This is a genomic window from Brevundimonas sp. (assembly GCF_046295595.1).
GTDB lineage: Bacteria > Pseudomonadota > Alphaproteobacteria > Caulobacterales > Caulobacteraceae > Brevundimonas.
In genome coordinates this window covers 87,832-108,396 of the sequence record NZ_JBKBMX010000002.1, presented here as the reverse complement: position 1 = coordinate 108,396, position 20,565 = coordinate 87,832, and the positions used below count along the sequence as shown (strand labels likewise).

24 protein-coding genes are annotated in these 20,565 nt (G+C 71.0%); 7 read left to right on the top strand and 17 right to left on the bottom strand.

Annotated features, from left to right (window positions below):
• Window positions 1–46: 46 nt before the first annotated feature.
• Genes ACK4JY_RS01720 through grpE form a run of 3 tightly spaced genes read left to right on the top strand, consistent with a single transcriptional unit; the run spans window position 47 to window position 2,312 of the window.
• The gene (locus tag ACK4JY_RS01720; RefSeq protein WP_409602471.1) at window positions 47–604 is read left to right on the top strand and encodes a GNAT family N-acetyltransferase; all 558 of its coding nucleotides are present in this window, start codon (window positions 47–49) and stop codon (window positions 602–604) included.
• A complete protein-coding gene (gene hrcA / locus ACK4JY_RS01715; protein WP_409602470.1) occupies window positions 601–1,689 on the top strand; it encodes a heat-inducible transcriptional repressor HrcA in 1,089 nt (362 codons plus the stop codon). Before ACK4JY_RS01720 ends, hrcA begins: the two co-directional genes overlap by 4 nt.
• 35 nt (window positions 1,690–1,724) lie before the next feature.
• Window positions 1,725–2,312 carry a nucleotide exchange factor GrpE gene (gene grpE, locus ACK4JY_RS01710; RefSeq protein ID WP_409602612.1) on the top strand — a complete coding sequence of 196 codons (588 nt, stop codon included), beginning with the start codon at window positions 1,725–1,727 and terminating at the stop codon, window positions 2,310–2,312.
• 162 nt (window positions 2,313–2,474) lie between these two features.
• Here the strand turns inward: grpE and ACK4JY_RS01705 are convergent, their stop codons facing one another.
• The 3 genes from ACK4JY_RS01705 to ACK4JY_RS01695 all read right to left on the bottom strand — a co-directional run bounded on the left by ACK4JY_RS01705 (window position 2,475) and on the right by ACK4JY_RS01695 (window position 4,560).
• Complete coding sequence (locus ACK4JY_RS01705) at window positions 2,475–3,371, bottom strand: dienelactone hydrolase family protein (protein WP_409602469.1); 897 nt, start codon at window positions 3,369–3,371, stop codon at window positions 2,475–2,477.
• Between the two features lie 205 nt (window positions 3,372–3,576).
• Window positions 3,577–4,191 carry an alpha-ketoglutarate-dependent dioxygenase AlkB gene (locus tag ACK4JY_RS01700; RefSeq protein WP_409602468.1) on the bottom strand — a complete coding sequence of 205 codons (615 nt, stop codon included), beginning with the start codon at window positions 4,189–4,191 and terminating at the stop codon, window positions 3,577–3,579.
• A gap of 3 nt (window positions 4,192–4,194) precedes the next feature.
• On the bottom strand, window positions 4,195–4,560 hold the full coding sequence (locus tag ACK4JY_RS01695) for a hypothetical protein (protein ID WP_409602467.1): 366 nt from the start codon (window positions 4,558–4,560) through the stop codon (window positions 4,195–4,197).
• Between the two features lie 289 nt (window positions 4,561–4,849).
• On the opposite strand from ACK4JY_RS01695, the gene dnaK reads away from it, so the two are divergent.
• The 3 genes from dnaK (at window position 4,850) to dapB (ending at window position 8,938) form a co-directional block, all read left to right on the top strand.
• Window positions 4,850–6,766 (top strand): molecular chaperone DnaK, encoded by a 1,917-nt coding sequence (gene dnaK, locus ACK4JY_RS01690; RefSeq protein ID WP_409602466.1) that lies wholly within the window; start codon window positions 4,850–4,852, stop codon window positions 6,764–6,766.
• A 164-nt stretch (window positions 6,767–6,930) separates the two neighbouring features.
• Window positions 6,931–8,115 carry a molecular chaperone DnaJ gene (gene dnaJ, locus ACK4JY_RS01685; RefSeq protein ID WP_409602465.1) on the top strand — a complete coding sequence of 395 codons (1,185 nt, stop codon included), beginning with the start codon at window positions 6,931–6,933 and terminating at the stop codon, window positions 8,113–8,115.
• Window positions 8,116–8,188: 73 nt separating this feature from the next.
• Window positions 8,189–8,938, top strand: coding sequence for a 4-hydroxy-tetrahydrodipicolinate reductase (gene dapB, locus ACK4JY_RS01680; protein ID WP_409602464.1), 750 nt, complete (start codon window positions 8,189–8,191; stop codon window positions 8,936–8,938).
• A gap of 149 nt (window positions 8,939–9,087) precedes the next feature.
• Here dapB and ACK4JY_RS01675 read toward each other — a convergent pair whose 3' ends face one another.
• The 3 genes from ACK4JY_RS01675 to coaBC all read right to left on the bottom strand — a co-directional run bounded on the left by ACK4JY_RS01675 (window position 9,088) and on the right by coaBC (window position 11,214).
• Entirely contained in the window at window positions 9,088–9,450 is a 363-nt protein-coding gene (locus tag ACK4JY_RS01675) for a hypothetical protein (protein ID WP_409602463.1), read from the bottom strand.
• A gap of 74 nt (window positions 9,451–9,524) precedes the next feature.
• Window positions 9,525–9,974, bottom strand: coding sequence for a dUTP diphosphatase (dut, locus tag ACK4JY_RS01670; protein WP_409602462.1), 450 nt, complete (start codon window positions 9,972–9,974; stop codon window positions 9,525–9,527).
• A gap of 13 nt (window positions 9,975–9,987) precedes the next feature.
• On the bottom strand, window positions 9,988–11,214 hold the full coding sequence (gene coaBC / locus ACK4JY_RS01665) for a bifunctional phosphopantothenoylcysteine decarboxylase/phosphopantothenate--cysteine ligase CoaBC (protein ID WP_409602461.1): 1,227 nt from the start codon (window positions 11,212–11,214) through the stop codon (window positions 9,988–9,990).
• 133 nt (window positions 11,215–11,347) lie between these two features.
• Here coaBC and ACK4JY_RS01660 point away from each other — a divergent pair, with 133 nt between their 5' ends.
• On the top strand, window positions 11,348–11,878 hold the full coding sequence (locus ACK4JY_RS01660; protein ID WP_409602460.1) for an S-type pyocin family protein: 531 nt from the start codon (window positions 11,348–11,350) through the stop codon (window positions 11,876–11,878).
• A gap of 5 nt (window positions 11,879–11,883) precedes the next feature.
• Here ACK4JY_RS01660 and ACK4JY_RS01655 read toward each other — a convergent pair whose 3' ends face one another.
• The 11 genes from ACK4JY_RS01655 to ACK4JY_RS01605 form a co-directional block, all read right to left on the bottom strand.
• Window positions 11,884–12,300 carry a helix-turn-helix domain-containing protein gene (locus ACK4JY_RS01655; RefSeq protein ID WP_409602459.1) on the bottom strand — a complete coding sequence of 139 codons (417 nt, stop codon included), beginning with the start codon at window positions 12,298–12,300 and terminating at the stop codon, window positions 11,884–11,886.
• A 160-nt stretch (window positions 12,301–12,460) separates the two neighbouring features.
• On the bottom strand, window positions 12,461–14,056 hold the full coding sequence (gene lnt / locus ACK4JY_RS01650; protein ID WP_409602458.1) for an apolipoprotein N-acyltransferase: 1,596 nt from the start codon (window positions 14,054–14,056) through the stop codon (window positions 12,461–12,463).
• Complete coding sequence (gene ybeY, locus ACK4JY_RS01645; RefSeq protein ID WP_409602457.1) at window positions 14,043–14,504, bottom strand: rRNA maturation RNase YbeY; 462 nt, start codon at window positions 14,502–14,504, stop codon at window positions 14,043–14,045. Before ybeY ends, lnt begins: the two co-directional genes overlap by 14 nt.
• Complete coding sequence (locus ACK4JY_RS01640) at window positions 14,501–15,508, bottom strand: PhoH family protein (protein ID WP_409602456.1); 1,008 nt, start codon at window positions 15,506–15,508, stop codon at window positions 14,501–14,503. Before ACK4JY_RS01640 ends, ybeY begins: the two co-directional genes overlap by 4 nt.
• Window positions 15,498–16,901, bottom strand: a complete 1,404-nt coding sequence (miaB, locus tag ACK4JY_RS01635) for a tRNA (N6-isopentenyl adenosine(37)-C2)-methylthiotransferase MiaB (protein ID WP_409602455.1) — start codon at window positions 16,899–16,901, stop codon at window positions 15,498–15,500. Before miaB ends, ACK4JY_RS01640 begins: the two co-directional genes overlap by 11 nt.
• 49 nt (window positions 16,902–16,950) lie before the next feature.
• A complete protein-coding gene (locus tag ACK4JY_RS01630; RefSeq protein ID WP_409602454.1) occupies window positions 16,951–17,445 on the bottom strand; it encodes a Fur family transcriptional regulator in 495 nt (164 codons plus the stop codon).
• Window positions 17,446–17,472: 27 nt separating this feature from the next.
• Window positions 17,473–17,934 (bottom strand): GNAT family N-acetyltransferase, encoded by a 462-nt coding sequence (locus tag ACK4JY_RS01625; RefSeq protein WP_409602453.1) that lies wholly within the window; start codon window positions 17,932–17,934, stop codon window positions 17,473–17,475.
• The gene (tsaB, locus tag ACK4JY_RS01620; protein ID WP_409602452.1) at window positions 17,931–18,608 is read right to left on the bottom strand and encodes a tRNA (adenosine(37)-N6)-threonylcarbamoyltransferase complex dimerization subunit type 1 TsaB; all 678 of its coding nucleotides are present in this window, start codon (window positions 18,606–18,608) and stop codon (window positions 17,931–17,933) included. The genes ACK4JY_RS01625 and tsaB overlap by 4 nt, the downstream gene beginning before the upstream one ends.
• 37 nt (window positions 18,609–18,645) lie before the next feature.
• A complete protein-coding gene (locus tag ACK4JY_RS01615) occupies window positions 18,646–19,035 on the bottom strand; it encodes a helix-turn-helix domain-containing protein (RefSeq protein WP_409602451.1) in 390 nt (129 codons plus the stop codon).
• A 70-nt stretch (window positions 19,036–19,105) separates the two neighbouring features.
• Window positions 19,106–19,699 (bottom strand): helix-turn-helix transcriptional regulator, encoded by a 594-nt coding sequence (locus tag ACK4JY_RS01610; RefSeq protein WP_409602450.1) that lies wholly within the window; start codon window positions 19,697–19,699, stop codon window positions 19,106–19,108.
• A gap of 128 nt (window positions 19,700–19,827) precedes the next feature.
• Entirely contained in the window at window positions 19,828–20,385 is a 558-nt protein-coding gene (locus tag ACK4JY_RS01605) for a NifU family protein (RefSeq protein WP_409602449.1), read from the bottom strand.
• Between the last annotated feature and the right edge of the window lie 180 nt (window positions 20,386–20,565).

Below are 20,565 nucleotides of genomic sequence, written 5' to 3'. Positions count from 1 at the left end.
GAGCGATTTCCTTGGACGGGACGGCCGGGCTGCTTATCCTGAAACCGTGAGCCTGTATTCCCCCCTGTCCGCGCCTTCCGCCGTCCGGCTGCGCCCGGCGACGCCGGAGGACGCCGATCTGCTCGCCGGCTGGGACCGCGAGCCGCACGTCATCGCCTGTTCGACCGACGACCCCGAGGCCGACATCGCCTTCGGCGGCATTCAATGGCGCGAGGAGCTGTCGGACCAGTCGGAGGTCAGCTTCTACCGCATCGCCGAGCTGCAGGGCCGGCCCATCGGCGTGATGCAGATCATCGACCCGCATCTGGAGCCGACCCACTACTGGGGCGACATCGGACCGAACCTGAGAGCGCTCGACATCTGGATCGGTCCGCCGGACGCGCTCGGCCACGGCTACGGCACGCAGATGATGACCCTGGCGATCAACGATTGCTTCGCCGATCCGGCCGTGACCGCCATCGTCATCGACCCGCTGGCCTCCAACACCGAGGCCCACCGCTTCTACCAGCGCCTCGGCTTCGAGCCAGTCGGGCGCCGGATGTTCGACGAAGACGACTGCCTCGTGCACCGGCTGTCGCGCCAGGGCTGGGAGGCGCGGTCATGACCAGCTTCGCCGGCGCCCCGTTCGGCGGGCCCTCCCTGAGCCTGCCCGCCCTCGACGAGCGCGCCCGCGACATCTTCCGCCGCATCGTCGAGGCCTATCTGCAGACCGGCGAGCCGGTCGGCTCGCGCACCCTGTCGCTGACCGGCGTCGCCCTGTCGCCGGCCTCGATCCGCAACACCATGCAGGACCTGACCCTCGCCGGCCTGCTCGGCTCGCCGCACAGCTCGGCCGGGCGCATCCCGACCCACGCCGGCCTGCGCCTGTTCGTCGACGGCCTGCTCGAGATCGGCGACATCGGGGCCGAGGAGCGGCGAGAGATCGACGCCCGCCTCGCCGGCAGCGGGCGCAATTTCGAGGAGGCCCTGAACGAGGCCTCGTCCCTGCTGTCCGGTCTGGCCGGCGGGGCCAGCATCGTCGCCAGCCCGATCCGCGAGGCCGGGGTCAAACACGTCGAATTCGTCGCCCTCGGCCGCGACCAGGCCCTCGCCGTGCTGGTCGCCGACGACGGCACGGTCGAGAACCGGCTGATGCCGCTCAAGGCCGGGGTCACCCCCTCGACCCTGCAGGAGGCGTCCAACTTCCTCAACGCCCGGCTCAAGGGCCGCCCCCTGCACGAGGCGCGCACCGAGATGCGCACCGAACTGGACGCCGCCCGGCGCGAGCTGAACGAGACGGCGGCCCGCCTCGTCGAGGACGGCATGGCCGCCTGGTCCGGCGGGGCCGAGCGCGAGCGGGCCCTGATCGTGCGCGGCCGCGCCAATCTGCTGCACGACCGCGAGACCGCCGAGGATCTCGAGCGGGTGCGCGTCCTGTTCGATGATCTGGAGCAGAAGGAACAGCTGATCGGCCTGCTGGACGGGGTCTCGACCGCCCAGGGGGTGCGCATCTTCATCGGCGCGGAAACGCGGTTGTTTTCGCTTTCGGGTTCCGCCGTGATCGCGGCGCCCTATATGACGGGCCGTCAGCGGGTTCTCGGCGCCATCGGCGTCATCGGCCCCGCGCGGCTGAACTATGCCCGTGTCATACCGTTGGTGGACTATACCGCCCGGGTGCTGGGCCGGATTCTGGACGGACAAGAGACTTGAGCGACATTCACGACGACACCCCGACCTCCGAGGAACTGGCCGCCGACATCGGCGAGGCGGACGGCTATGGCGAGCCGGACGACGGTCTTGGGCCCATCGACGCCCTGATCGCCGAGCGCGACCAGTGGAAGGACCGCGCCCTGCGCGCCGTCGCCGAGGCCGAGAATACGAAAAAGCGCGCCGAGCTGTCGAACAATGACGCCCGCGCCTACGCCATCCAGAAATTCGCCCGCGACCTGCTGGGCGTGGCCGACAATCTGGAGCGTGCCCTGCAGGCCGCGCCGAAGGACGCCGACGCCGGCGAGGCCGGTCTGGTCACCGGTCTGGAGCTGACCCAGAAGTCGCTGCTGTCGGCCTTCGAGGCCAACAATCTGAAGCGTGTCGCGCCGGAAGCCGGCGAGGCCTTCGATCCGCATTTCCACCAGGCGATGATGGAGCAGCCGTCCGACACGGTTCAGGGCGGTCAGGTGATCCAGACCCTGCAGGCCGGCTACGCCCTGTTCGGCCGCACCGTGCGCCCGGCCATGGTGGTGGTCGCCGCCAAGGGCTCCGGCGCGGCGGCGGGGAATGCGGCCTATGTCGCCGCCGGCGCGACCGGCGGGAATTTCGACGGCCAGGCCTGACCAATTCCCTTCTCCCCTCGGGGGAGAAGGTGGGCGGCGAAGCCGCTCGGATGAGGGGGCCCTATCCGTCGCAGGCCGTCGGAAGGTCAGGATGAGGCAGGCAGCCCCCTCATCCGGCCCTCCGGGCCACCTTCTCCCCCGAGGGGAGAAGGAAAACCGGGCCTATTTCAGCCGTTCCCCGAACAGCGCCAGCAGCTTCGCCCAGCCGTCCGCCGCATCGGCGGCGCGATAGCTGTCGCGATAGTCGGCGTGGAAGCCGTGCGGCGCGTCCGGATAGACCTCGATCCGGCTCTCCGTCTGGCTGGCCCGTTGCAGGGCCGCCCGCATAGCCTCGACGCTGGCCAGCGGGATGCCGCGGTCGGCCTCGCCGTACAGGCCCAGCACCGGAGCCTTGAGATCGTCGGCGAGATCGACCGGCCACGGCCCGCCGGCGACCTGCTCCGGCGTCGCGTCGGCCGGCGGGGCCAGACGACCGTACCAGGCGACGCCGGCGTCGATGGCCGCGAAGCGGGCGACGGCCTGCCACACCACCTTGCCGCCCCAGCACCAGCCGGTGATCCCGACCCTGTCGGCATCAGCCCACAGCTGCTGGCTGGCCCAGTCGAGGGTGGCGGCGACGTCGCCCATCACCTGCTCATGGCCGGCGGCGGCGACGATCTCCTGGACCCGCGCCATCTCGGCGCCGGCGGGGTCCTCGACCCGGACGAAGAAGGCCGGCGCGACCGCCGCATAGCCCTCTTTCGCCAACCGGCGGCAGATGTCGCGGATGTATTCGTGGACGCCGAAGATCTCGGACACCACCACGACCACGGGAAAGGGCCCGTCGCCCTCGGGCCGGGCGACAAAGGCGGGCAGGTCGAAGCCGTCGGGGGCCGGACAGGACACGTTCGCCGTCACCAGTCCGTCCGCCGGCGTGCTCACCGGGCTGGCCTGGGCCGCCAGGGCGGCGGGGGCGTAGCCGGCGAACAACAGCCCGCCGACACCGCCCGTGGCGAGGGCGCGGCGGCTGAAGCGGAAGTCGTCGGGCTGGGCCCCTTCGGGTCGGACGAGGTCTGGCATGGAGCCTCCGGCGCTCAAAGCGGGACAGTGGCCCGGGGTGTCGGGGGCGTCGAGTCACGGGGCAGTGATGAGGGGGATGAGGGATGAGGGATGAGGGATGAGGGATTGGCTGGCTTACGGTGTTGTCGCCCTCGATCAGGCAGCAGCCCCCGGTCGCCGACCTGCTGGACCCCGCTCCTCATCCCTCATCCCTCGTCCCTCATCCCTACCGAGCCCGCCGCAGCGTCAGATTCATCCGCCCGCCGCCCGCGATCAGCCCCGACGACTCCGCCAGGATCCGGTCGATCCCGTGCCGCGCCAGCCGCGCCGGGCCGGTCAGGGCGCAGATGTCGCCCGAGGCCAGCCGCACCGACCGCGTCGGCCCGCCCTCCGCCGCGCCGAAGCGGAACACCGCCGTATCGCCCAGGGAGATCGACAGCACCGGCGCCGCCCGGTCGGCCTCGTCCAGATCCTGATGCAGCCCCATCCGCGCCCCGTCGCGGTACAGATTGACCAGACAGGCGTCCGGCGGCTCCGGCCAGCCGGTCAGCTCCTGCCACAGCACAACCAGCCGCTCCGGCATCGGCGGCCACGGCTCCCCGGTCACGGGATGGACCGGTTGATAGCGATAGCCGCCCCGGTCCGAGACCCAGCCCAGCGGCCCCAGACTGCTCATCTGCACCGAGAACGGCCGTCCGGCCCGGGTGGTCGGCCGGTAGAAGGGCGCGCTTTCGACCGCCGACAGCACCGCGTCCCGCAGATCCGCCTGCTCGTCGGGCGACAGGGCCCCCGGCCACAGACGAAACCCCTCCAGCCCGGTGTCGATCTCGCGCGGCGCCAAGGCTCAGCGGGTCAGATAATAGTCGGCGATGCGGCAGACATTGATGTTCTCGCGCAGCAGCGTCTGGCCGCCCGCCAGCCCGGCCCGCAGGTCGTAGAGGCAGCCGCCGGACCCGTCGTCGATGGTCACCGGCACGCTGGCGCCGGTCGCCACCGGGGTCCCGCCCAGCAGGTCCGCGCCGAACGTTCCGGTGCGGACGTCGGCGGCCTGCAGCGTCTGCAACACCGCTCCGGTCTGGTTGTGCACGCGGACGCGGCGGTTCTGGCCGTCGCTCGACTGCGCCTGCACCGTCGACACGGCGTCGGTCAGCCCTGCGAGGCCGAGCGCGGCGGCGCCCAGGGCGGCGGTGAGTGTCGTCCGGGCGAGCATGGGCGCCTCCTTCTGGCCGGCCCGTCCGGCGGGCCGCCGCGGCCATTATAGACCCATGCGCGCTTCGTGACACACCTGACGGAGACTGACGCTGAATCGCGATCAGGCCTTGCAGGCGGGGGGCAGTTTCCCATATCCGCGACAGCCGCCGGAAAACCCCGCAGATCGTGGGGCTTTGCGACGGAACCGTACATTTGACCCAAGACCCGACATCAGGGGCGGTCACGCGCGGCGCTTCGCTTTAAAAGGCCGCCGCACCGCCCGCTGACATGGAGTGAAAGACCAAAACATGGCCAAGATCATCGGCATCGACCTGGGCACCACGAACTCGTGCGTCGCCGTCATGGACGGCAAGAACCCCAAGGTCATCGAGAACGCGGAAGGCAACCGCACGACCCCGTCGGTCGTCGCGATCCAGGACAATGGCGAGGTGCTGGTCGGCCAGCCCGCCAAGCGTCAGGCCGTGACCAACCCGACCAACACCTTCTTCGCCATCAAGCGCCTGATCGGCCGCGCCTTCTCCGACCCCGTCGTGGCGAAGGACAAGGACATGGTGCCCTATGAGATCGTCAAGGGCCCGACCGGCGACGCCTGGGTCAAGGCCCACGGCAAGGACTATTCGCCCCAGCAGGTCTCGGCCTACACCCTGGGCAAGATGAAGGAGGCCGCGGAGGCCTACCTCGGCGAGACCGTCACCCAGGCCGTCATCACCGTCCCGGCCTATTTCAACGACGCCCAGCGTCAGGCGACCAAGGACGCCGGCAAGATCGCCGGCCTCGAGGTGCTGCGCATCATCAACGAGCCGACCGCGGCCGCCCTCGCCTATGGCCTCGACAAGAACGACGGCCAGAAGATCGCCGTCTATGACCTCGGCGGCGGCACCTTCGACGTCTCGATCCTCGAGATCGGCGACGGCGTGTTCGAGGTGAAGTCGACCAACGGCGACACCTTCCTGGGCGGCGAGGACTTCGACCTGCGCCTCGTCGACTATCTGGCCGACGAGTTCAAGAAGGAACAGGGCGTCGACCTGCGCTCGGACAAACTGGCCCTGCAGCGCCTCAAGGAAGAGGCCGAAAAGGCCAAGAAGGAACTGTCCTCGGTCACCCAGTACGAGGTCAATCTGCCGTTCATCACCATGAACGCCTCGGGCCCGCTGCACCTGAACATCAAGCTGTCGCGCGCCAAGCTGGAAGCCCTCGTCGACGACCTGGTCCAGCGCACCATCGAGCCTTGCGCCAAGGCGCTGAAGGACGCGGGGATGAAGGCCTCGGACATCGACGAGGTCGTTCTGGTCGGCGGCATGACCCGCATGCCCAAGGTGCAGGAGGCCGTGAAGGCCTTCTTCGGCAAGGAGCCGCACAAGGGCGTCAACCCGGATGAGGTCGTGGCCCTCGGCGCCGCCGTTCAGGCCGGCGTGCTGCAAGGCGACGTCAAGGACGTGCTGCTGCTGGACGTGACCCCGCTGACCCTGGGCATCGAGACCCTCGGCGGCGTCTTCACCCCGCTGATCGAGCGCAACACCACCATCCCGACCAAGAAGAGCCAGACCTTCTCGACCGCCGACGACAACCAGTCGGCCGTGACCATCCGGGTCTTCCAGGGCGAGCGGCCGATGGCCCAGGACAACAAGATCCTCGGCCAGTTCGACCTGATGGGGATTCCGCCGGCGCCGCGCGGCATGCCGCAGATCGAGGTCGCCTTCGACATCGACGCCAACGGCATCGTCCACGTCACCGCCAAGGACAAGGCGACCAACAAGGAACAGTCGATCCGCATCCAGGCCAACGGCGGCCTGTCGGACGCCGACATCGAGAAGATGGTCAAGGAAGCCGAGGCCAACGCCGCGGCCGACAAGACCCGCAAGGAACTGGTCGAGGCCCAGAACTCGGCCGACAGCCTGATCCACTCGACCGAAAAGGCCATGGCCGAACACGGCGACAAGATCGACGAAGCCGGCAAGACCGCCATCGAGGCGGCCATCGCCGACCTGAAGACGGCCAAGGACGGGACCGATCCGGAAGCCATCCGCGAAAAGACCAACACCCTGGCCCAGGCCTCGATGAAGCTGGGCGAGGCCATGTACGCCTCGGCCCAGGGTGCCGGAGAGGACGGGGCGGCTGACGCCCCCGCCGACGACGGCGTGGTCGACGCCGAGTTCGAGGAAGTCTCCCCGGACGCCGACGGCGACGAGAAGAAGAGCGCCTAAGAGGCCACAGAGCCCTCCCTCCTCCGGCGCGACGCGCCGGGGGAGGGATCGCTGCACGAAACTTGCATCATTTTTCCGGGGCCCCATGTCAGCCCGGGCAGCCGTTTCGATCCATTCGCCCGGCAAGAGGCGGATCGTCGGCAGGGTAAGAGGACGAACGCCAGATGGCGACGCGTGACTATTACGAGATTCTGGGTGTCGAGCGGACCATCGACGCCGCCGGGCTGAAATCCGCCTATCGCAAACTGGCCATGGAGCATCATCCGGACCGCAACGGCGGCTGCGAGGACGCCATGGCGCGGTTCAAGGAGATTTCCGAGGCCTACAGCGTCCTGTCCGACGACCAGAAGCGCGCCGCCTACGACCGCTTCGGCCACGCCGGCGTCAACGGCGGCGGCGGCGGCAATCCGTTCGGCCAGGGCCAGGGCTTCGCCGACGTCAACGACATCTTCTCCCAGGTCTTCGGCGACGCCTTTGGCGACGTCTTCGGCGGCCGTCAGGGCGGCGGCGCCCGCCAGCATGGGCCCCGACGCGGTTCGGACCTGCGCTACGACCTCGAGATCACCCTCGAACAGGCCTACAAGGGCGCCGAGGTCGAGATCGCCGTGCCGACCACCGCGACCTGCGAGACCTGCGAGGGCTCGGGCGCCAAGGCCGGCACCAAGCCGGTCACCTGCACCACCTGCCAGGGCGCTGGCCGCGTCCGCACCGCCAACGGCTTCTTCCAGGTCGAGCGCACCTGCCCGCGCTGCGGCGGCCACGGCCAGATGATCGCCGAGCCCTGCACCAGCTGCGCCGGCCACGGCCAGGTGCGCAAGAACCGCAAGCTGCAGCTCAAGGTCCCGGCCGGGGTCGACGACGGCTCGCGCATCCGCCTGTCGGGCGAGGGCGACGCGGGGCAACGCGGCGGTCCGCGCGGCGATCTCTATGTCTTCCTGTCGGTGACGCCGCACGAACTGTTCGAGCGCGACAACCTCGACCTGCTGGTCACCGTGCCGGTGCCGATGACCACCGCGGCCCTCGGCGGCGAGATCGAGGCCCCGTGCCTGACCTCCGAGGCCTGCGACGGCCGCTGCCGCGCGCCGGTCAGCGTCCCCGCCGGGGCCCAGACCGGCCGCACCGTGCGCATCAAGGGCAAGGGCATGCCGCATCTGAACGGCAAGAACCGCGGCGACCTGGTCGTCGAGCTGTTCGTCGAGACCCCGACCGATCTGACGCCGCGCCAGAAGGAGCTGCTGGAAGAACTGGCCGCCTCGCTGGGCGACACCCAGACGCCGCGCAACTCGTCCTTCGCCGGCAAGGCCAAGCGCTTCTGGGCCGACATCCTCGGCGCCGAGGCGACGCAGTAGGCCGCCCGCCCGGCGAGGATGACGCCGGCCGCGAAAGCCTTCACAGTGTCGCCGACATGTTCAGGGGACTGATTTGAGCGCCATCTTCCACGCCGGCATCTCCGGCGCCCGCGGCCGCATGGGCCGCGCCGTCTCCACCGCCCTGGACGCCCGCGAGGACGTCGTCGTCGCCGCCCGGTTCGACCGCGGCGAGACCCCCGACCTGTCGCTGTGCGACGTGGTCATCGACTTCTCCACCCCGGACGCCTCGGTCGAACTGGCCCGCCTCTGCGCCGATCGCGGCGGCCCCGCCCTCGTCATCGGCTCGACCGGCCTGACGCCCGAGCAGGAGAGCGACATCCACAAGGCGTCGGAAAGGATCGCCATCGTCCGCAGCGGCAATTTCTCGCTCGGCGTCAACATCCTGATTGGTCTGGTCGAACACGCCGCCCAGCGGCTGGACGCCGCCGACTGGGACATCGAGGTGCTGGAGACGCATCACCGCAAGAAGGCCGACGCCCCGTCCGGCACCGCCCTGATGCTGGGCGAGGCCGCCGCCAACGGCCGCGGCGAGGATCTCGCCGACGTCCGCAGCCCGCCGTACGACGGCATCACCGGCGAACGGGAGACCGGCAGGATCGGCTTCGCCTCGCTGCGCGCCGGCGGCGTCATCGGCGAACACACCGTCCTGTTCGCCTCGGAGGACGAGACCCTGACGCTCAGCCACTCGGCCATCGACCGCTCCCTCTTCGCCAAGGGCGCCGTCGCCGCCGCGGCCTGGGTCCGCGGCCGCAAGCCGGGGCTATACGACATGCAGGACGTGCTGGGTTTCCGGCAGGCGTAGCGGGTCGTCATTCCTCCCCCGCAGGGGGAGTGGGACCATCCGAAGGATGGTGGAGGGGGCCTTCGGCGAAAGCCGGGGTCTGAACCAGGCCCCCTTCACCGCTTCGCGGTCCCCCTCCCCCTCCGCTTCGCTCGGGGGAGGAATGCCGATCAGTGCACCCGCCGCCGCCGCCCGAACCCGCCGGTCAGCAGCGTCTTGATGAAGAAGAACACGGCGATGACGATCGCATAGCCGAGGAACAGGGCCAGCACCGTCATCCAGAAGCCGAGGCTCAGCAGGTCCGGCAGCACCACCGCCCCGCCGTCCAGCAGCGGCCGCAGCACGCCGATCAGGATATGCACCAGCGCCGCCCCCAGGGCCGTGCCCCACAGGCTGCGCCATGCCGGCATCATCAGGGTGGCGATCACCGCGATGACCAGCCCCATGATCTGGTTGACGCTGTCGAACCCGCCCTGGGCGAGGCCGAAGATTCCGTTCAGAAACGCACCGATCGAATCCAGCAGGGACTCCATACGCCGACCTCCGTCTTGCTGCGGCCAGCTTGGCCGTGAGCAGGGTTAACGCAGGTTCGCCTGAATGGCTCCGCTTATCGTCCGGTCGAGCCGAAACCGCCGGCGCCGCGCGCCGTCTCGTCCAGCGCCGCGACCTCGACCATGGCCGCCTGTTCGCACTTCGCAATGACCATCTGGGCGATGCGTTCGCCGCGCCGGATCACGAACGGCTCCTGGCCGTGGTTGATCAAAATCACCCCGACCTCGCCGCGATAGTCGCTGTCGATCGTGCCCGGCGAGTTGAGGCAGGTCAGCCCATGCTTCAGCGCCAGCCCCGAGCGCGGCCGCACCTGGGCCTCGAACCCCGGCTCCAGCGCGATCTTCAGCCCCGTCGGCACCAGCGCCCGGGCGCCGGGCTCCAGCGTCAGCGGCGTCGCCTCCGCCACCGCCGCGCGCAAATCCATCCCGGCCGACCCGCCGGTCTCATAGGCCGGCAGGGGCAGGCCCTCGGCGTGCGGCAGGCGTTCGACGCGAACGGTCGTCATGGGCGGCGTATCCTCAGGCTTTGAAATGGTCGGCGATCCGGGCGGCCAGCTTCCGCGCCACCTCGGTCTTCGACTGGCGCGGCCAGGCCTCGATCGACCCGCCGCGGGTGAACAGGGTCACGGCATTGCCGTCGGCCCCGAACACATCGTCCGAGACGTCATTGCCGACGATCCAGTCGCAGCCCTTGCGCGACAGCTTGGCCCGGGCGTTGGCCTCCAGATCGGCGGTCTCGGCGGCGAAGCCGATGACCAGCGTCGGCCGCGCCGGACCGGGCCCCGACACCCCGGCGAGGATGTCGGGGTTCTCGATCAGGGCCAGCGACGGCGGCCCGCCGGGGGCCTTCTTGATCTTGCCTGAGGCCACGCCGTCGACCCGCCAGTCGGCCACGGCAGCGCTCATCACCGCGATGTCGGCGGGCAGCGCCGCCTCCACGGCCGCCGTCATCTCCCGCGCCGTCTCGACCCAGACCCGGTCGACCCCGACCGGCGCCGACAGGGCCACCGGCCCGGACACCAGCGTCACCCGCGCCCCCAGCGCCGCCAGCGCTTCGGCGATGGCGTAGCCCTGCTTGCCGCTGGAACGGTTGGTCAGACCGCGCACCGGGTCGATCGGCTCGAACGTCGGTCCGGCCGTCACCACCGCGTGGCGGCCCGCCAGCGGCCGCCCGTCTGGCCCGCCCAGCAAGTCCCCGATCGCCGCCAGAATCGCCTCCGGCTCAGCCATCCGGCCCGGGCCGAACTCGCCGCAGGCCATTTCGCCCTCGTCCGGCCCGACCACGGCGACGCCGTGAAAGCCGTCGAACCCCTTGAGCCGCTCGACATTGGCCTGGACCGCCGGGTGCAGCCACATCCGCACATTCATCGCCGGGGCCAGCAGCACCCGCTTGTCGGTGGCCAGAAGGGTGGTCGAGGCGAGATCGTCGGCCATCCCGTTGGCGGCCTTGGCGATCAACCCCGCCGTCGCCGGCGCCACCACCACCAGATCGGCCCAGCGCGACAGCTCGATATGGCCCATGGCCGTCTCGTCCTCGGGCATGAACAGGGCCTGGCGCACGGGATGGCCGGTCAGGGCGGCCAGCGACATCGGCGTGACGAACTCGGCCCCCGCCGGCGTCAGCAGGCTCATCACCTCGGCCCCGGCCTTCTTGAGCAGCCGCACCAGCGCCAGCGCCTTGTAGGCGGCTATGCCGCCGCCGACGATCAGCAGGATCTTGCGTCCGGTCAGCGAGGCCTGGGTCATGGCCCTGATCTAGCGACCCGGCCCCGTGGCGTCGAGAGACGCCCGAACAAGAACATTGCCGGAACAAGAACATTGCAGGAACAGGATAACAACGTTATGGTGTCCGCGCTCATGGAGACCACTGGAGGCTGCAATGACGGACAGGGGCGGACGGACGGCGGGGAGAACGGCGGCGGCAGGGCTGCTCGGCCTGGCGATGCTCGGGCTGACGGCCTGCGGCAACGGCGGCTCGGCGGTCGAGACGCGGGATCGGGCGGCCGACGGGGCCGAGGCGGTGCTGACCTCGGCGGCGGGACCGCCTGCGGCGGCCGAGGGTTCCGAAACGGCGAAACCGGCGCTCACCGCCAATCGCCGCGAAACGGCGGACGCCAAGGTCGCGCGGCTGTTCGAGCGCAACGGCGCCGACTTCGGCGCCGCCTCGGCGGAAGACTATCTCGACAAGGTGCGGGCCTTCACCGAGCGCCCGCCGGCCGGAACGGAGCGGGTCGAGCGGCCCAATGGCGATGTCCTGCTTTACCAGGCCTCCAGCAACACCTTCGCCGTGGTGTCGCGCGAGGGCGTGGCCAAGACCATGTTCAAGCCGCGCGACGGCGTGGCCTACTGGGCCGAGCAGAAGGCCGCCGCGCCCGCCTTCGGGCGGCGGCGGGAGTCATCGGCCGAATAGGAGTCTCAGGCCTCGTCTGTCCCGGCCTCGTCGGCCATCTCGCGGACCAGCTCCAGCGCCAGCTTCTGCCGCCGCGTTGACAGCTGGGGCGCCAGTCGGCCGATCTCGATGGTGTAGCGGGTGGCCGGATGGCCGTGATCGAAGCTCGCGCCGCCCTCGGCCACCCCGGCCGCCTGGACGCCGTCCAGACCCTCGAAGAAATAGCCGATGTCGACCTTGAAGAAACGGGCGATGTCCCAGAGCTTGGACGCCGAAATCCGGTTGGCGCCCTTCTCGTATTTCTGGATCTGCTGGAAGGTCAGACCGAGGGCGCGGCCCAGATCGCTCTGGTTATAGCCGAGCGCCAGTCGCTTTTCGCAGACGCGCCGGCCGACGTGCCGGTCAACCGGATGAGGTCCGTCCTCGCCCTTGCCTCTGGCCATGGTTCGTCTTGCCCTCTTCTGGGTATAGCGCCCCCTGAATGCGCCTGCTCGGGCCCGCTGTCACGGAAAAACGCCCGGATTCCCGCTTCACGCAATCCCCGGTAGCGCGGCCCCGCCGAAGCTTCACCGCGGACGCGAAACTCGCCCGACAGGCGGGAAATCAGCGTCGTGCGCGGACGATAAGCCGCCGCCAGCCGACCAGCGGCGCCAGCGCCACAAGCAGCCCCAGGGCGAACAGCAGGTCGCCGAACCGCCCATACAGGGTCGCCGCCGTCGGGGCCGGCAGGCGGGCGTCGATGACGCCGCTTTCGCCCGGCTCCAGCCGCTGCTCCCCGACCACCCGGCCCCATGGATCGATCATCGCCGAGACCCCGGTCGGGGTCGAGCGCACCACCGGCAGGCCGGTCTCGATGGCGCGATAGCTGGCCAGGTTCAGATGCTGCAGCGGCCCCGAAGTCCGCCCGAACCAGGCGTCGTTGGAGATGTTGACGATCCACTGCGGTCGCGCCGCCCCGCCGGGGGTGAAGCCGGGATACAGGCTTTCATAGCAGATCAGCGGCTGCACCCGGGGCAGGCCGGGAATGGAGATCGGCGCCGGGCGCGGACCGGCGCTGAAATCCAGCGGCATATGCGTCAGGCTGCGCACGCCCAGCGCGCCCAGCAGCCCACCCGCCGGCAGGAATTCGCCGAACGGCACCAGCCGGTATTTGTCATAGGCGGCGGTGATCTTCAGGCCCTCGCCGCCCTCGCCGGTCAGGGCCAGCAGGCTGTTGTAATAGCGGGCCCCGTCGGGCGCTTCGGGGTCGGCCACACCGCGGCCGAGGCCGAGGATCAGGCTCTGGCCCGGCCGCACCGCCCGGGCTATGGCCGCGGCGTCCGGCGATCCGGGGGCGAACACCTGATTGGCCGAGGCCGGCAGGGATCCCTCCGGCCATATCACCACGTCCGGGACCACCGCCCCCGGGCGCGCGGTCAGGTTCACATAGCGGTCGACGATGCCGCGATAGGCCTCGGGCGACCATTTCGACTCCTGCGGCACGTCGGCCTGGACGATCCGCACCACCGTATCGGTCAAGGCCAGCCGCGCGCCCGACAGCCGCACCGTCCCGCCGACCAGCAGGGCGGCCAGCGCCAGCACCCCCAGCACGGCGGCGCCGACCCGGGCCTTGCGGGGCCCCGGCCCCGCCAGCGGCCCGACGGCCGAAATCGCCGCCACCGTCACCAGGCTGAGGCCATAGACGCCAACCACGGCGGCGAACTGCGACGCCGGCGATCCGGCCGCCCAGCTGGCCCCGGCCGGGTTCCACGGAAAGCCGGTCAGCACATGGCCGCGCAGCCATTCCAGCAGGCTGAACAGGCCGGCGAAGACCAGCACCCGGACCACGCCGCCGGGCGCGAAACGCTGATAGAGGGCCGTCGCCGCGCCCCAGAACAGGCCGAGGCCGATCGGCAGCAGCGAGGCGGCGAAGGGCGCCATCCACGCCTGGGCCGGATTGACCAGAAACGCCTCCGCCACCCACCAGCAGCTAATGAAGAAATAGGCGAAGCCGGCCAGCCAGCCCATCCAGAAGCCGCCGCGCGGCGTCGCCGACCGCTCGGCCAGCAGCATCAGCAGCGGATAGCCCAGCAGGCCGGGCAGGAAACCGAACGGCGGATGGGCCAGGGCCGCGCCGGCCCCGGCCAGCAACGCCAGGGCGATGCGGCCGTAGTGCAGGATCAGCCGGTCGCGGCGGGAGGCGGGGTCAAGCTTGAGCATCGGCCCTGTATGGGTCGGCGACGCCCAGACTGGCAAGGATGGTCCGCTCCTCGGCCTCCATCTCCTCGGCCTCGCCGTCGGCCGCGTGATCGCGCCCCAGCAGATGCAGCACGCCGTGGACGGTCAGGTGCGATAGATGGTCAGCCAGGGTCTTGCCCTGGGCCGTAGCCTCCGCCGCGCAGACGCCATAGGCCAGCACCAGATCGCCCAGATGCGGCGCCTGCCCCGGAAGCGTCATGTCCGCCGCCGGAAACGACAGCACATTGGTCGGCTGATCCCGCTCGCGGAACCGCGCATTCAGGTCGCGCACCTCGGCGTCACCGGTCAGCAGCACGACGACGTCGCCCGCGACCGTCCGGAGCGCCGCCGTCGCCGCCCGCTCGACCACGCCCGCCGCATCCGGCAGGGCCGCCGTCCACGCCGCGTCCTCGATCTCGACCTCGATCATGCGCCCGAGTCCGAATCCGGATCCTCGAGGTCGGCGGCGGGCCGATGTTTCGCCGAATCGGCGTCATAGGCGCGGACGATACGCTCGACCATGGCGTGCCGAACGACGTCCTGGGCCTGGAAGCGCTGCACCCCGACCCCCTTCACGTCCTCGAGGATGCGCAGGGCGTGGCGCAGGCCGGAGTCGCGCGGGTTCAGCAGGTCGATCTGCGACGGGTCGCCGGTCACCACCATCCGCGCCCCCTCGCCCAGACGGGTCAGCACCATCTTCATCTGCAACCGCGAGGTGTTCTGCGCCTCGTCGACGATGATGAAGGCGTGCGCCAGCGTCCGGCCGCGCATGAAGGCGATCGGCGCCGCCTCGATCTCGCCCTTGTCGCGCCGCCGGCGCACGTCGTCGGCCCCCAGAATGTCGTTCAGCGCCTCCCAGATCGGCGCCAGATAGGGGTCGACCTTCTCGTTCAGATCGCCGGGCAGGAAGCCCAGCTTCTCGCCAGCCTCGACCGCCGGCCGGGTGATGACCAGCCGGTCGACCTGGCCGCGCCGTAGCAGCGAGGCGCCATAGGCCGCCGCGAGGAACGTCTTGCCGGTCCCCGCCGGGCCGACGCCGAAGGTCAGTTCGCAGCGCGACAGCAGGTCCAGATAGTTGGCTTGGGCCGCCGTCTTGGGCGCGATCGCCCCACGCCGTCCGACCGGCAGGGCGATGGCCCCCGGCGCCACCGTACCCTGCCCGGCCCGCGGCTGGGTCGCCGCCGCGCCGAGCGCCGTGCGCACATCGGCCTCGGTGATCTCGGCCCCGGTGGTCGAGCGCGCCGCCAGGGTCTCGATGACCCGCCTGGCCTGGGCCCGGTCGCGCGTCGAGCCGTTGATGGTGACCCCGCCGCCGGGCGTTTCGACCAGGACCTTGTAGGCGTCCTCGATCAGGGCGACGTGCCGGCTGTGCGGCCCCGTCACCGCCCGAACGGCGGCGTCATCCAACGCCAGGAACTCACTCTCACGCGCCATGGGCCGCCTTGTGCTGGAGCCGGCCGGTCAGGGAATTCTGCTGGCCGCTCTCGATCATCACCGGAACGATCCGGCCGATCAGATGATCCGCGTCATCGACGTGAACCGATTGCAGATACGGCGAGCGGCCGACGGCCTGGCCCGGGTGCCGGCCCTTGCGTTCGAACAGCACCGGCAGGGTCCGTCCCGCCTGGGTCGCGTTGAAGGCGATCTGCTGTTCCGTCAGCAGGGCCTGCAGCGCATGCAGCCGGGCACGGCTGACCGTCTCCGGAACCTGTCCCGCCATGGTCGCGGCCGGCGTGCCCGGGCGCGGCGAATACATGAAGGAGAAGGCCCCGGCGTAGGTCACGCGCTGCACCAGATCCATCGTCTGTTCGAAATCGGCCTCGGTCTCGCCCGGGAAGCCGACGATGAAATCCCCCGACAGCGCCATGTCCGGCCGCGCCTCCCGGATCCGCTCGACCAGCTCGATATATTTCGTCCGCCCGTGCTTGCGGTTCATCAGCCGCAGGATGCGGTCCGAGCCCGACTGCACCGGCAGGTGCAGCCACGGCATCAGCGCCTCCAGCTCGCCATGGGCGGCGATCAGGTCGTCGGACATGTCGTTCGGGTGGCTGGTCGTATAGCGGATCCGGTCCAGCCCCGGGATCTCCGCCAGCGCATATGCCAGCCGCGCCAGCGTCGACGGCGTCCCGTCCGGACCCTCGCCGTCATAGGCGTTGACGTTCTGGCCCAGCAGGGTGACCTCGCGCACGCCGCGCGCCGTCAGTTCGCGCGCCTCGGCCAGCACATCGGCGACCGGCCGCGACCATTCGGCGCCGCGCGTATAGGGCACGACGCAGAAGCTGCAGAATTTGTCGCAGCCTTCCTGCACCGTCAGGAAGGCGGTCACCCCCTCCCCGCCGCGCGGAACCCGCAGCGCGTCGAACTTCTCATTGGGCGCGAAATCGGCCCCGATCCGCTCGCCCCGCGCCCGCGCCGTGCGGGTCAGCAGCTCCGGCAGCTGGTGATAGGCCTGCGGTCCGACGACCAGATCGACCGCCGGCTGACGCCGCATGATCTCCTCGCCCTCGGCCTGGGCGACGCAGCCGGCCACGGCGATGGTCATCCGCGCCCCGCCCGCCGCCAGCCGCAGGTCGCGCATCTCGCGCAACTTGCCCAGTTCGGAATAGACCTTCTCGGCCGCCTTCTCGCGGATGTGGCAGGTGTTCAGAATGACGAAGTCGGCGTCCTCGGCCGTGTCGGTCGGCGCATAGCCCAGCGGGCGCAGCACATCGGCCATGCGCCCCGAGTCATAGACGTTCATCTGGCAGCCGTAGGTCTTGATGAACAGCCGCTTCGGCGCGGCGCCCGCCTCGTCCGTCTCCGGTGCTGCAACCAGGGTCTCGGTCATGCGCGACTTTTAGTGCGGCCGCGCCGTTCGCGCCATGGCCGCGGCCCCGCTAGTCGAGATCGGCCGGATCAATCTTGTCCGGGTCGATCCGTGCGGCGTGGCGCTTGAAGATCAGCCCGTCACGCTTGGACGGCTCGGCCCCCTCGATCGGCGTGCCGTAGAGCTCCAGCTTGTGGCCGATCAGCTCGAAGCCGAGCCGTTCGGCGATCTCGGTCTTGAGCCGCTCGATCTCGGCGTCGAAGAATTCGATCACCTCGCCCGACCGGGTGTCGATCAGATGGTCGTGGTGATCGTCGCCCGCCTCCTCATAGCGGCTGCGCCCGTCGCCGAAGTCGTGCTTCTCGACCACGCCGGCCTCCTCGAACAGCCGCACGGTGCGGTAGACGGTGGCGATCGAAATGTGCGGATCGATCGACGAGGCGCGGCGGTACAGCTCCTCGACATCGGGGTGGTCCTCGGCGCTCGACAGCACCCGGGCGATGACGCGCCGCTGTTCGGTCATGCGCATGCCGCGCTCGGCGCAAAGCTTCTCGATCCGGTCCATGGCGACAGGATAGGCGGGCCGGGCGGCCTAGGGAAGCGCCGGAGACAAGTTGAGAACCAGAAGCAGGGCGTCGCGCCGCCCGCCGTCGGCGCCGGCGTAATAGCCGGGCCGTCGCCCCGCCTCGACGAAGCCGGCCCGGGCGTACAGCACCCGCGCCGCCGCATTGTCCTCGGCCACCTCGAGGAACACCCGCACCGCGCCGCGCGCCGTCGCCGCCAGCACCCCCTCGCCGACCAGCCGCCCGCCCTGCCCGGCTCGCCGCGCCTCCGGCCGCACCGCCAGGGTCAGGATCTCCGCCTCGTCGGCGACGGCCCGCATCAGGATGAAGCCGTCCGCCGCTTCCACCGCGAACACCCCGGCCTGGCCCAGCAGGTCGGCGAACGCCGCCGCGCTCCACGGCGCGTCGTGCGGCCCGGCGAAGGCCTCGGCGTGGACCGCCGCCAGCCGCGCCGCCCGCTCCGCCGGGTCGGGAGCCGCCTCGACGCTCATGCCGCCGGCGGCCGCGGCTGGCCCGGCAGACGCGTCGGCGGCGTCGCATCGGGCGCGCGCAGATACAGCGGCCGCGGCGGGCTCGCCGCCGGATCGGCCGCCGCCGTCAGCCGCGCGATGGCCTCCGGCGCCGGTCCCTCGAGGGCGAACACCGCCGCGCCCGCGACGTCGTTCGCGATCAGCGCCGCGCCCGAGCCGATCAGCCCCGCCCCCGGCTCCAGCGCCCGCGCCCGGTCCCGCGCCGCCTCGATCGACAGGGCCTCGGCCGCGCCCTGCGCCTCGCCGCCCCGCCAGAAGCGCGCATAGACCTGTCCGCGTCGGGCGTCGATCAGCGCCGCCGCCGCCGGCAGCGGCCCGGCCGAGGCGGCCAGCGCGTCCAGCGTCGAAATCCCGATCACCGGCCGGTCCAGCGCCGCCCCCAGCCCCTGGGCGAAGGCCAGACCGACCCGCAGACCGGTGAACGACCCCGGCCCCGCCGTGACGCCGATCCGGTCAACGACGCCGAAGCCGCCCGCCTCGGCCACGGCGTCGCGCACCAGCCCGCCCAGCCGCTCCTGATGCCCCTTGGTCATGACCTCGGAGCGCAGGCCCAGCGGCCGCGCCCCGCCGGCCTCGACCGCGAACAACCCGGCGCTGCACAGCCCCAGCGCCGTATCGATGACCAGCACCCTCACGCGGCCGCCCTCGCGCCGGTCGTGCGTCCCGACGCCCTCAGTCGTCCCGGGCCAGCGCCCGCACCACCCGCGCCACCGCCCTGCGCAGCTCGCGGTCCTCGATCAGCGGAAAGGCCGTCGCCACCGCCCTCCCGTCCGCCGTCGCGGTGATGTGACGCAGCGCCTCCCAGCCGGTGTCGGAAGGCCCGCGCGCCGTCTGCACCGGCGGAAAGAAGGCCTCGACCGAGGTCGCCAGCACCGTCGCCACCCGATGCAGCCGCGAGGCCGAGATGCGGTTCTGCCCCGTCTCGTATTTCTGCACCTGCTGGAAGCTGATGCCGATCTGCTGCGCCAGGGCGGTCTGCGACAGGCCCATGGCCGAGCGCCGCAGGCTGATTCGCGCGCCGACGAAGGCGTCCACCTCTTCCGGTCCCCCGGTCCTGCCCATGGTCTGGCCCTCCCTGCTGAGGACAGAAGCGTTTCATGAAACCGCGATCATCGCAACCAAAACGTTTCATTCAGACATCCAGTCGCGCGATCACAGCCGAGACCTGCCGCGTCGCCGTGCGCGCGATCCGTTCCTCGCCGCCGCCGATCCCGCGCACCGTCAGGGCCTCGGCGTCGGCGCTGTCGTACAGCCGCACCCGCAGCTCGCCGTCGGCCATTTCGATGACGCAGCCCTGATCGCGCCGCGGCCAGCGACCGGGGGCGTATTCGACCACCACGCCCGACGCGGCCCAGGGCGCGAGATCGTCGTTGGACAGCTGCAGCCGGCGTGTCGCCCCGGCCGGTTCCAGCCCTGCGAAGACCCGACCCCGGCTCTCCAGACCCTGCGACGCGGACCCGATCGGCGGGACGCCCGGCGACGCGGCGGTTTCGGCCAGCTTCAGGGCGAGGGCCTCGGGCGAGGCGCCGATGGCGGCCGTGAAACGCCGCTGCACATCGGGCCGGAACAGGCTGGGCCGCTTGCCCGATTCATACAGGCCCCAGCCCTGGCTGGTCATGCCCAGCCGCTCGCCGGCCTCGGCCTGGTTCAGGCCCTGCTCGCGGCGCAGGGCGGCGAGCGCCTCGCCGAGGCGCCGGGCGTTGCTGTCGCTCTCGAACCGGGGCATGCGGGGATGATGGCGCCGTCCCCCGCCGGAAGCGAGGACGGATTTGTTTCAGCGTCGCACTATCGGCGAAGGGCCCAACCCGCGCTCAAGCAGCGAGCGACCGCGTCGCGAGCGTTAGCGCCCCTTGCCTAAAGCACCTGCTCGACGCGGGTCACTTCCGGCACATAGTGTTTCATCATCTGCTCGACGCCGGCCTTCAGCGTCGCCGAGGACGACGGACAGCCGGCACAGGCGCCGCGCAGGCGCAGGGACAGAACCCCGGTTTCGAGGTCGAAGCTGTCGAACAGGATGTCGCCGCCGTCCTGGGCCACGGCCGGACGGATGCGGCTGTCCAGCAGCTGTTTGATCTCGGCGACGATCTCGCTGTCCTCGACCCCGGCCTCGCCGCCCTCGACCGCGCCCTCGCGCAGCAGCGGCGCGCCGGAGACGAAATGATCCATCACCGTCGCCAGGATCGGGGCCTTCATCTGGCTCCAGTCCGGCCCGGCCGGATGGCGCGTCACCGAGACATAGTCCGAGCCGAAGAACACCCCGGCGACGCCCTCCAGCTGGAACAGCGCCTCGGCCAGCGGCGAGACCGCGGCCTGGTCGATGGTCAGGAATTCGCGCGGCCCGGCCGAAACCTCGCGGCCCGGCAGGAATTTGAGCGCGTTCGGGTTCGGCGTGGCTTCGGTCTGGATGAACATGCGCCTCAGATGCGCTCGCCGGCGGGTGGGTTCAAGACCCGGCCCCTCTCCCTCCCCGTCCCGGGGAGGGATGTCGGCGCGGCAGCGACGACAGGGTGGGGGCGGCCCGGCAGGGCCGCGCGGGCCCCGGCCGTGGCCCCCCCCCCGGGCCGCGCCCCCCCCCCGCCCCCCCCCCCCCCC

What these genes read in the sequence shown, in the direction of transcription:
- hrcA (WP_409602470.1), top strand. Translation starts at nt 601, where the DNA reads ATGACCAGCTTCGCCGGCGCCCCGTTCGGCGGGCCCTCCCTGAGCCTG.
- ACK4JY_RS01705 (WP_409602469.1), bottom strand. Translation starts at nt 3,371, where the DNA reads ATGCCAGACCTCGTCCGACCCGAAGGGGCCCAGCCCGACGACTTCCGC.
- ACK4JY_RS01695 (WP_409602467.1), bottom strand. Translation starts at nt 4,560, where the DNA reads ATGCTCGCCCGGACGACACTCACCGCCGCCCTGGGCGCCGCCGCGCTC.
- dnaK (WP_409602466.1), top strand. Translation starts at nt 4,850, where the DNA reads ATGGCCAAGATCATCGGCATCGACCTGGGCACCACGAACTCGTGCGTC.
- dnaJ (WP_409602465.1), top strand. Translation starts at nt 6,931, where the DNA reads ATGGCGACGCGTGACTATTACGAGATTCTGGGTGTCGAGCGGACCATC.
- ACK4JY_RS01675 (WP_409602463.1), bottom strand. Translation starts at nt 9,450, where the DNA reads ATGGAGTCCCTGCTGGATTCGATCGGTGCGTTTCTGAACGGAATCTTC.
- dut (WP_409602462.1), bottom strand. Translation starts at nt 9,974, where the DNA reads ATGACGACCGTTCGCGTCGAACGCCTGCCGCACGCCGAGGGCCTGCCC.
- coaBC (WP_409602461.1), bottom strand. Translation starts at nt 11,214, where the DNA reads ATGACCCAGGCCTCGCTGACCGGACGCAAGATCCTGCTGATCGTCGGC.
- ACK4JY_RS01660 (WP_409602460.1), top strand. Translation starts at nt 11,348, where the DNA reads ATGACGGACAGGGGCGGACGGACGGCGGGGAGAACGGCGGCGGCAGGG.
- ACK4JY_RS01655 (WP_409602459.1), bottom strand. Translation starts at nt 12,300, where the DNA reads ATGGCCAGAGGCAAGGGCGAGGACGGACCTCATCCGGTTGACCGGCAC.
- lnt (WP_409602458.1), bottom strand. Translation starts at nt 14,056, where the DNA reads ATGCTCAAGCTTGACCCCGCCTCCCGCCGCGACCGGCTGATCCTGCAC.
- ybeY (WP_409602457.1), bottom strand. Translation starts at nt 14,504, where the DNA reads ATGATCGAGGTCGAGATCGAGGACGCGGCGTGGACGGCGGCCCTGCCG.
- ACK4JY_RS01640 (WP_409602456.1), bottom strand. Translation starts at nt 15,508, where the DNA reads ATGGCGCGTGAGAGTGAGTTCCTGGCGTTGGATGACGCCGCCGTTCGG.
- miaB (WP_409602455.1), bottom strand. Translation starts at nt 16,901, where the DNA reads ATGACCGAGACCCTGGTTGCAGCACCGGAGACGGACGAGGCGGGCGCC.
- ACK4JY_RS01630 (WP_409602454.1), bottom strand. Translation starts at nt 17,445, where the DNA reads ATGGACCGGATCGAGAAGCTTTGCGCCGAGCGCGGCATGCGCATGACC.
- ACK4JY_RS01625 (WP_409602453.1), bottom strand. Translation starts at nt 17,934, where the DNA reads ATGAGCGTCGAGGCGGCTCCCGACCCGGCGGAGCGGGCGGCGCGGCTG.
- ACK4JY_RS01615 (WP_409602451.1), bottom strand. Translation starts at nt 19,035, where the DNA reads ATGGGCAGGACCGGGGGACCGGAAGAGGTGGACGCCTTCGTCGGCGCG.
- ACK4JY_RS01610 (WP_409602450.1), bottom strand. Translation starts at nt 19,699, where the DNA reads ATGCCCCGGTTCGAGAGCGACAGCAACGCCCGGCGCCTCGGCGAGGCG.
- ACK4JY_RS01605 (WP_409602449.1), bottom strand. Translation starts at nt 20,385, where the DNA reads ATGTTCATCCAGACCGAAGCCACGCCGAACCCGAACGCGCTCAAATTC.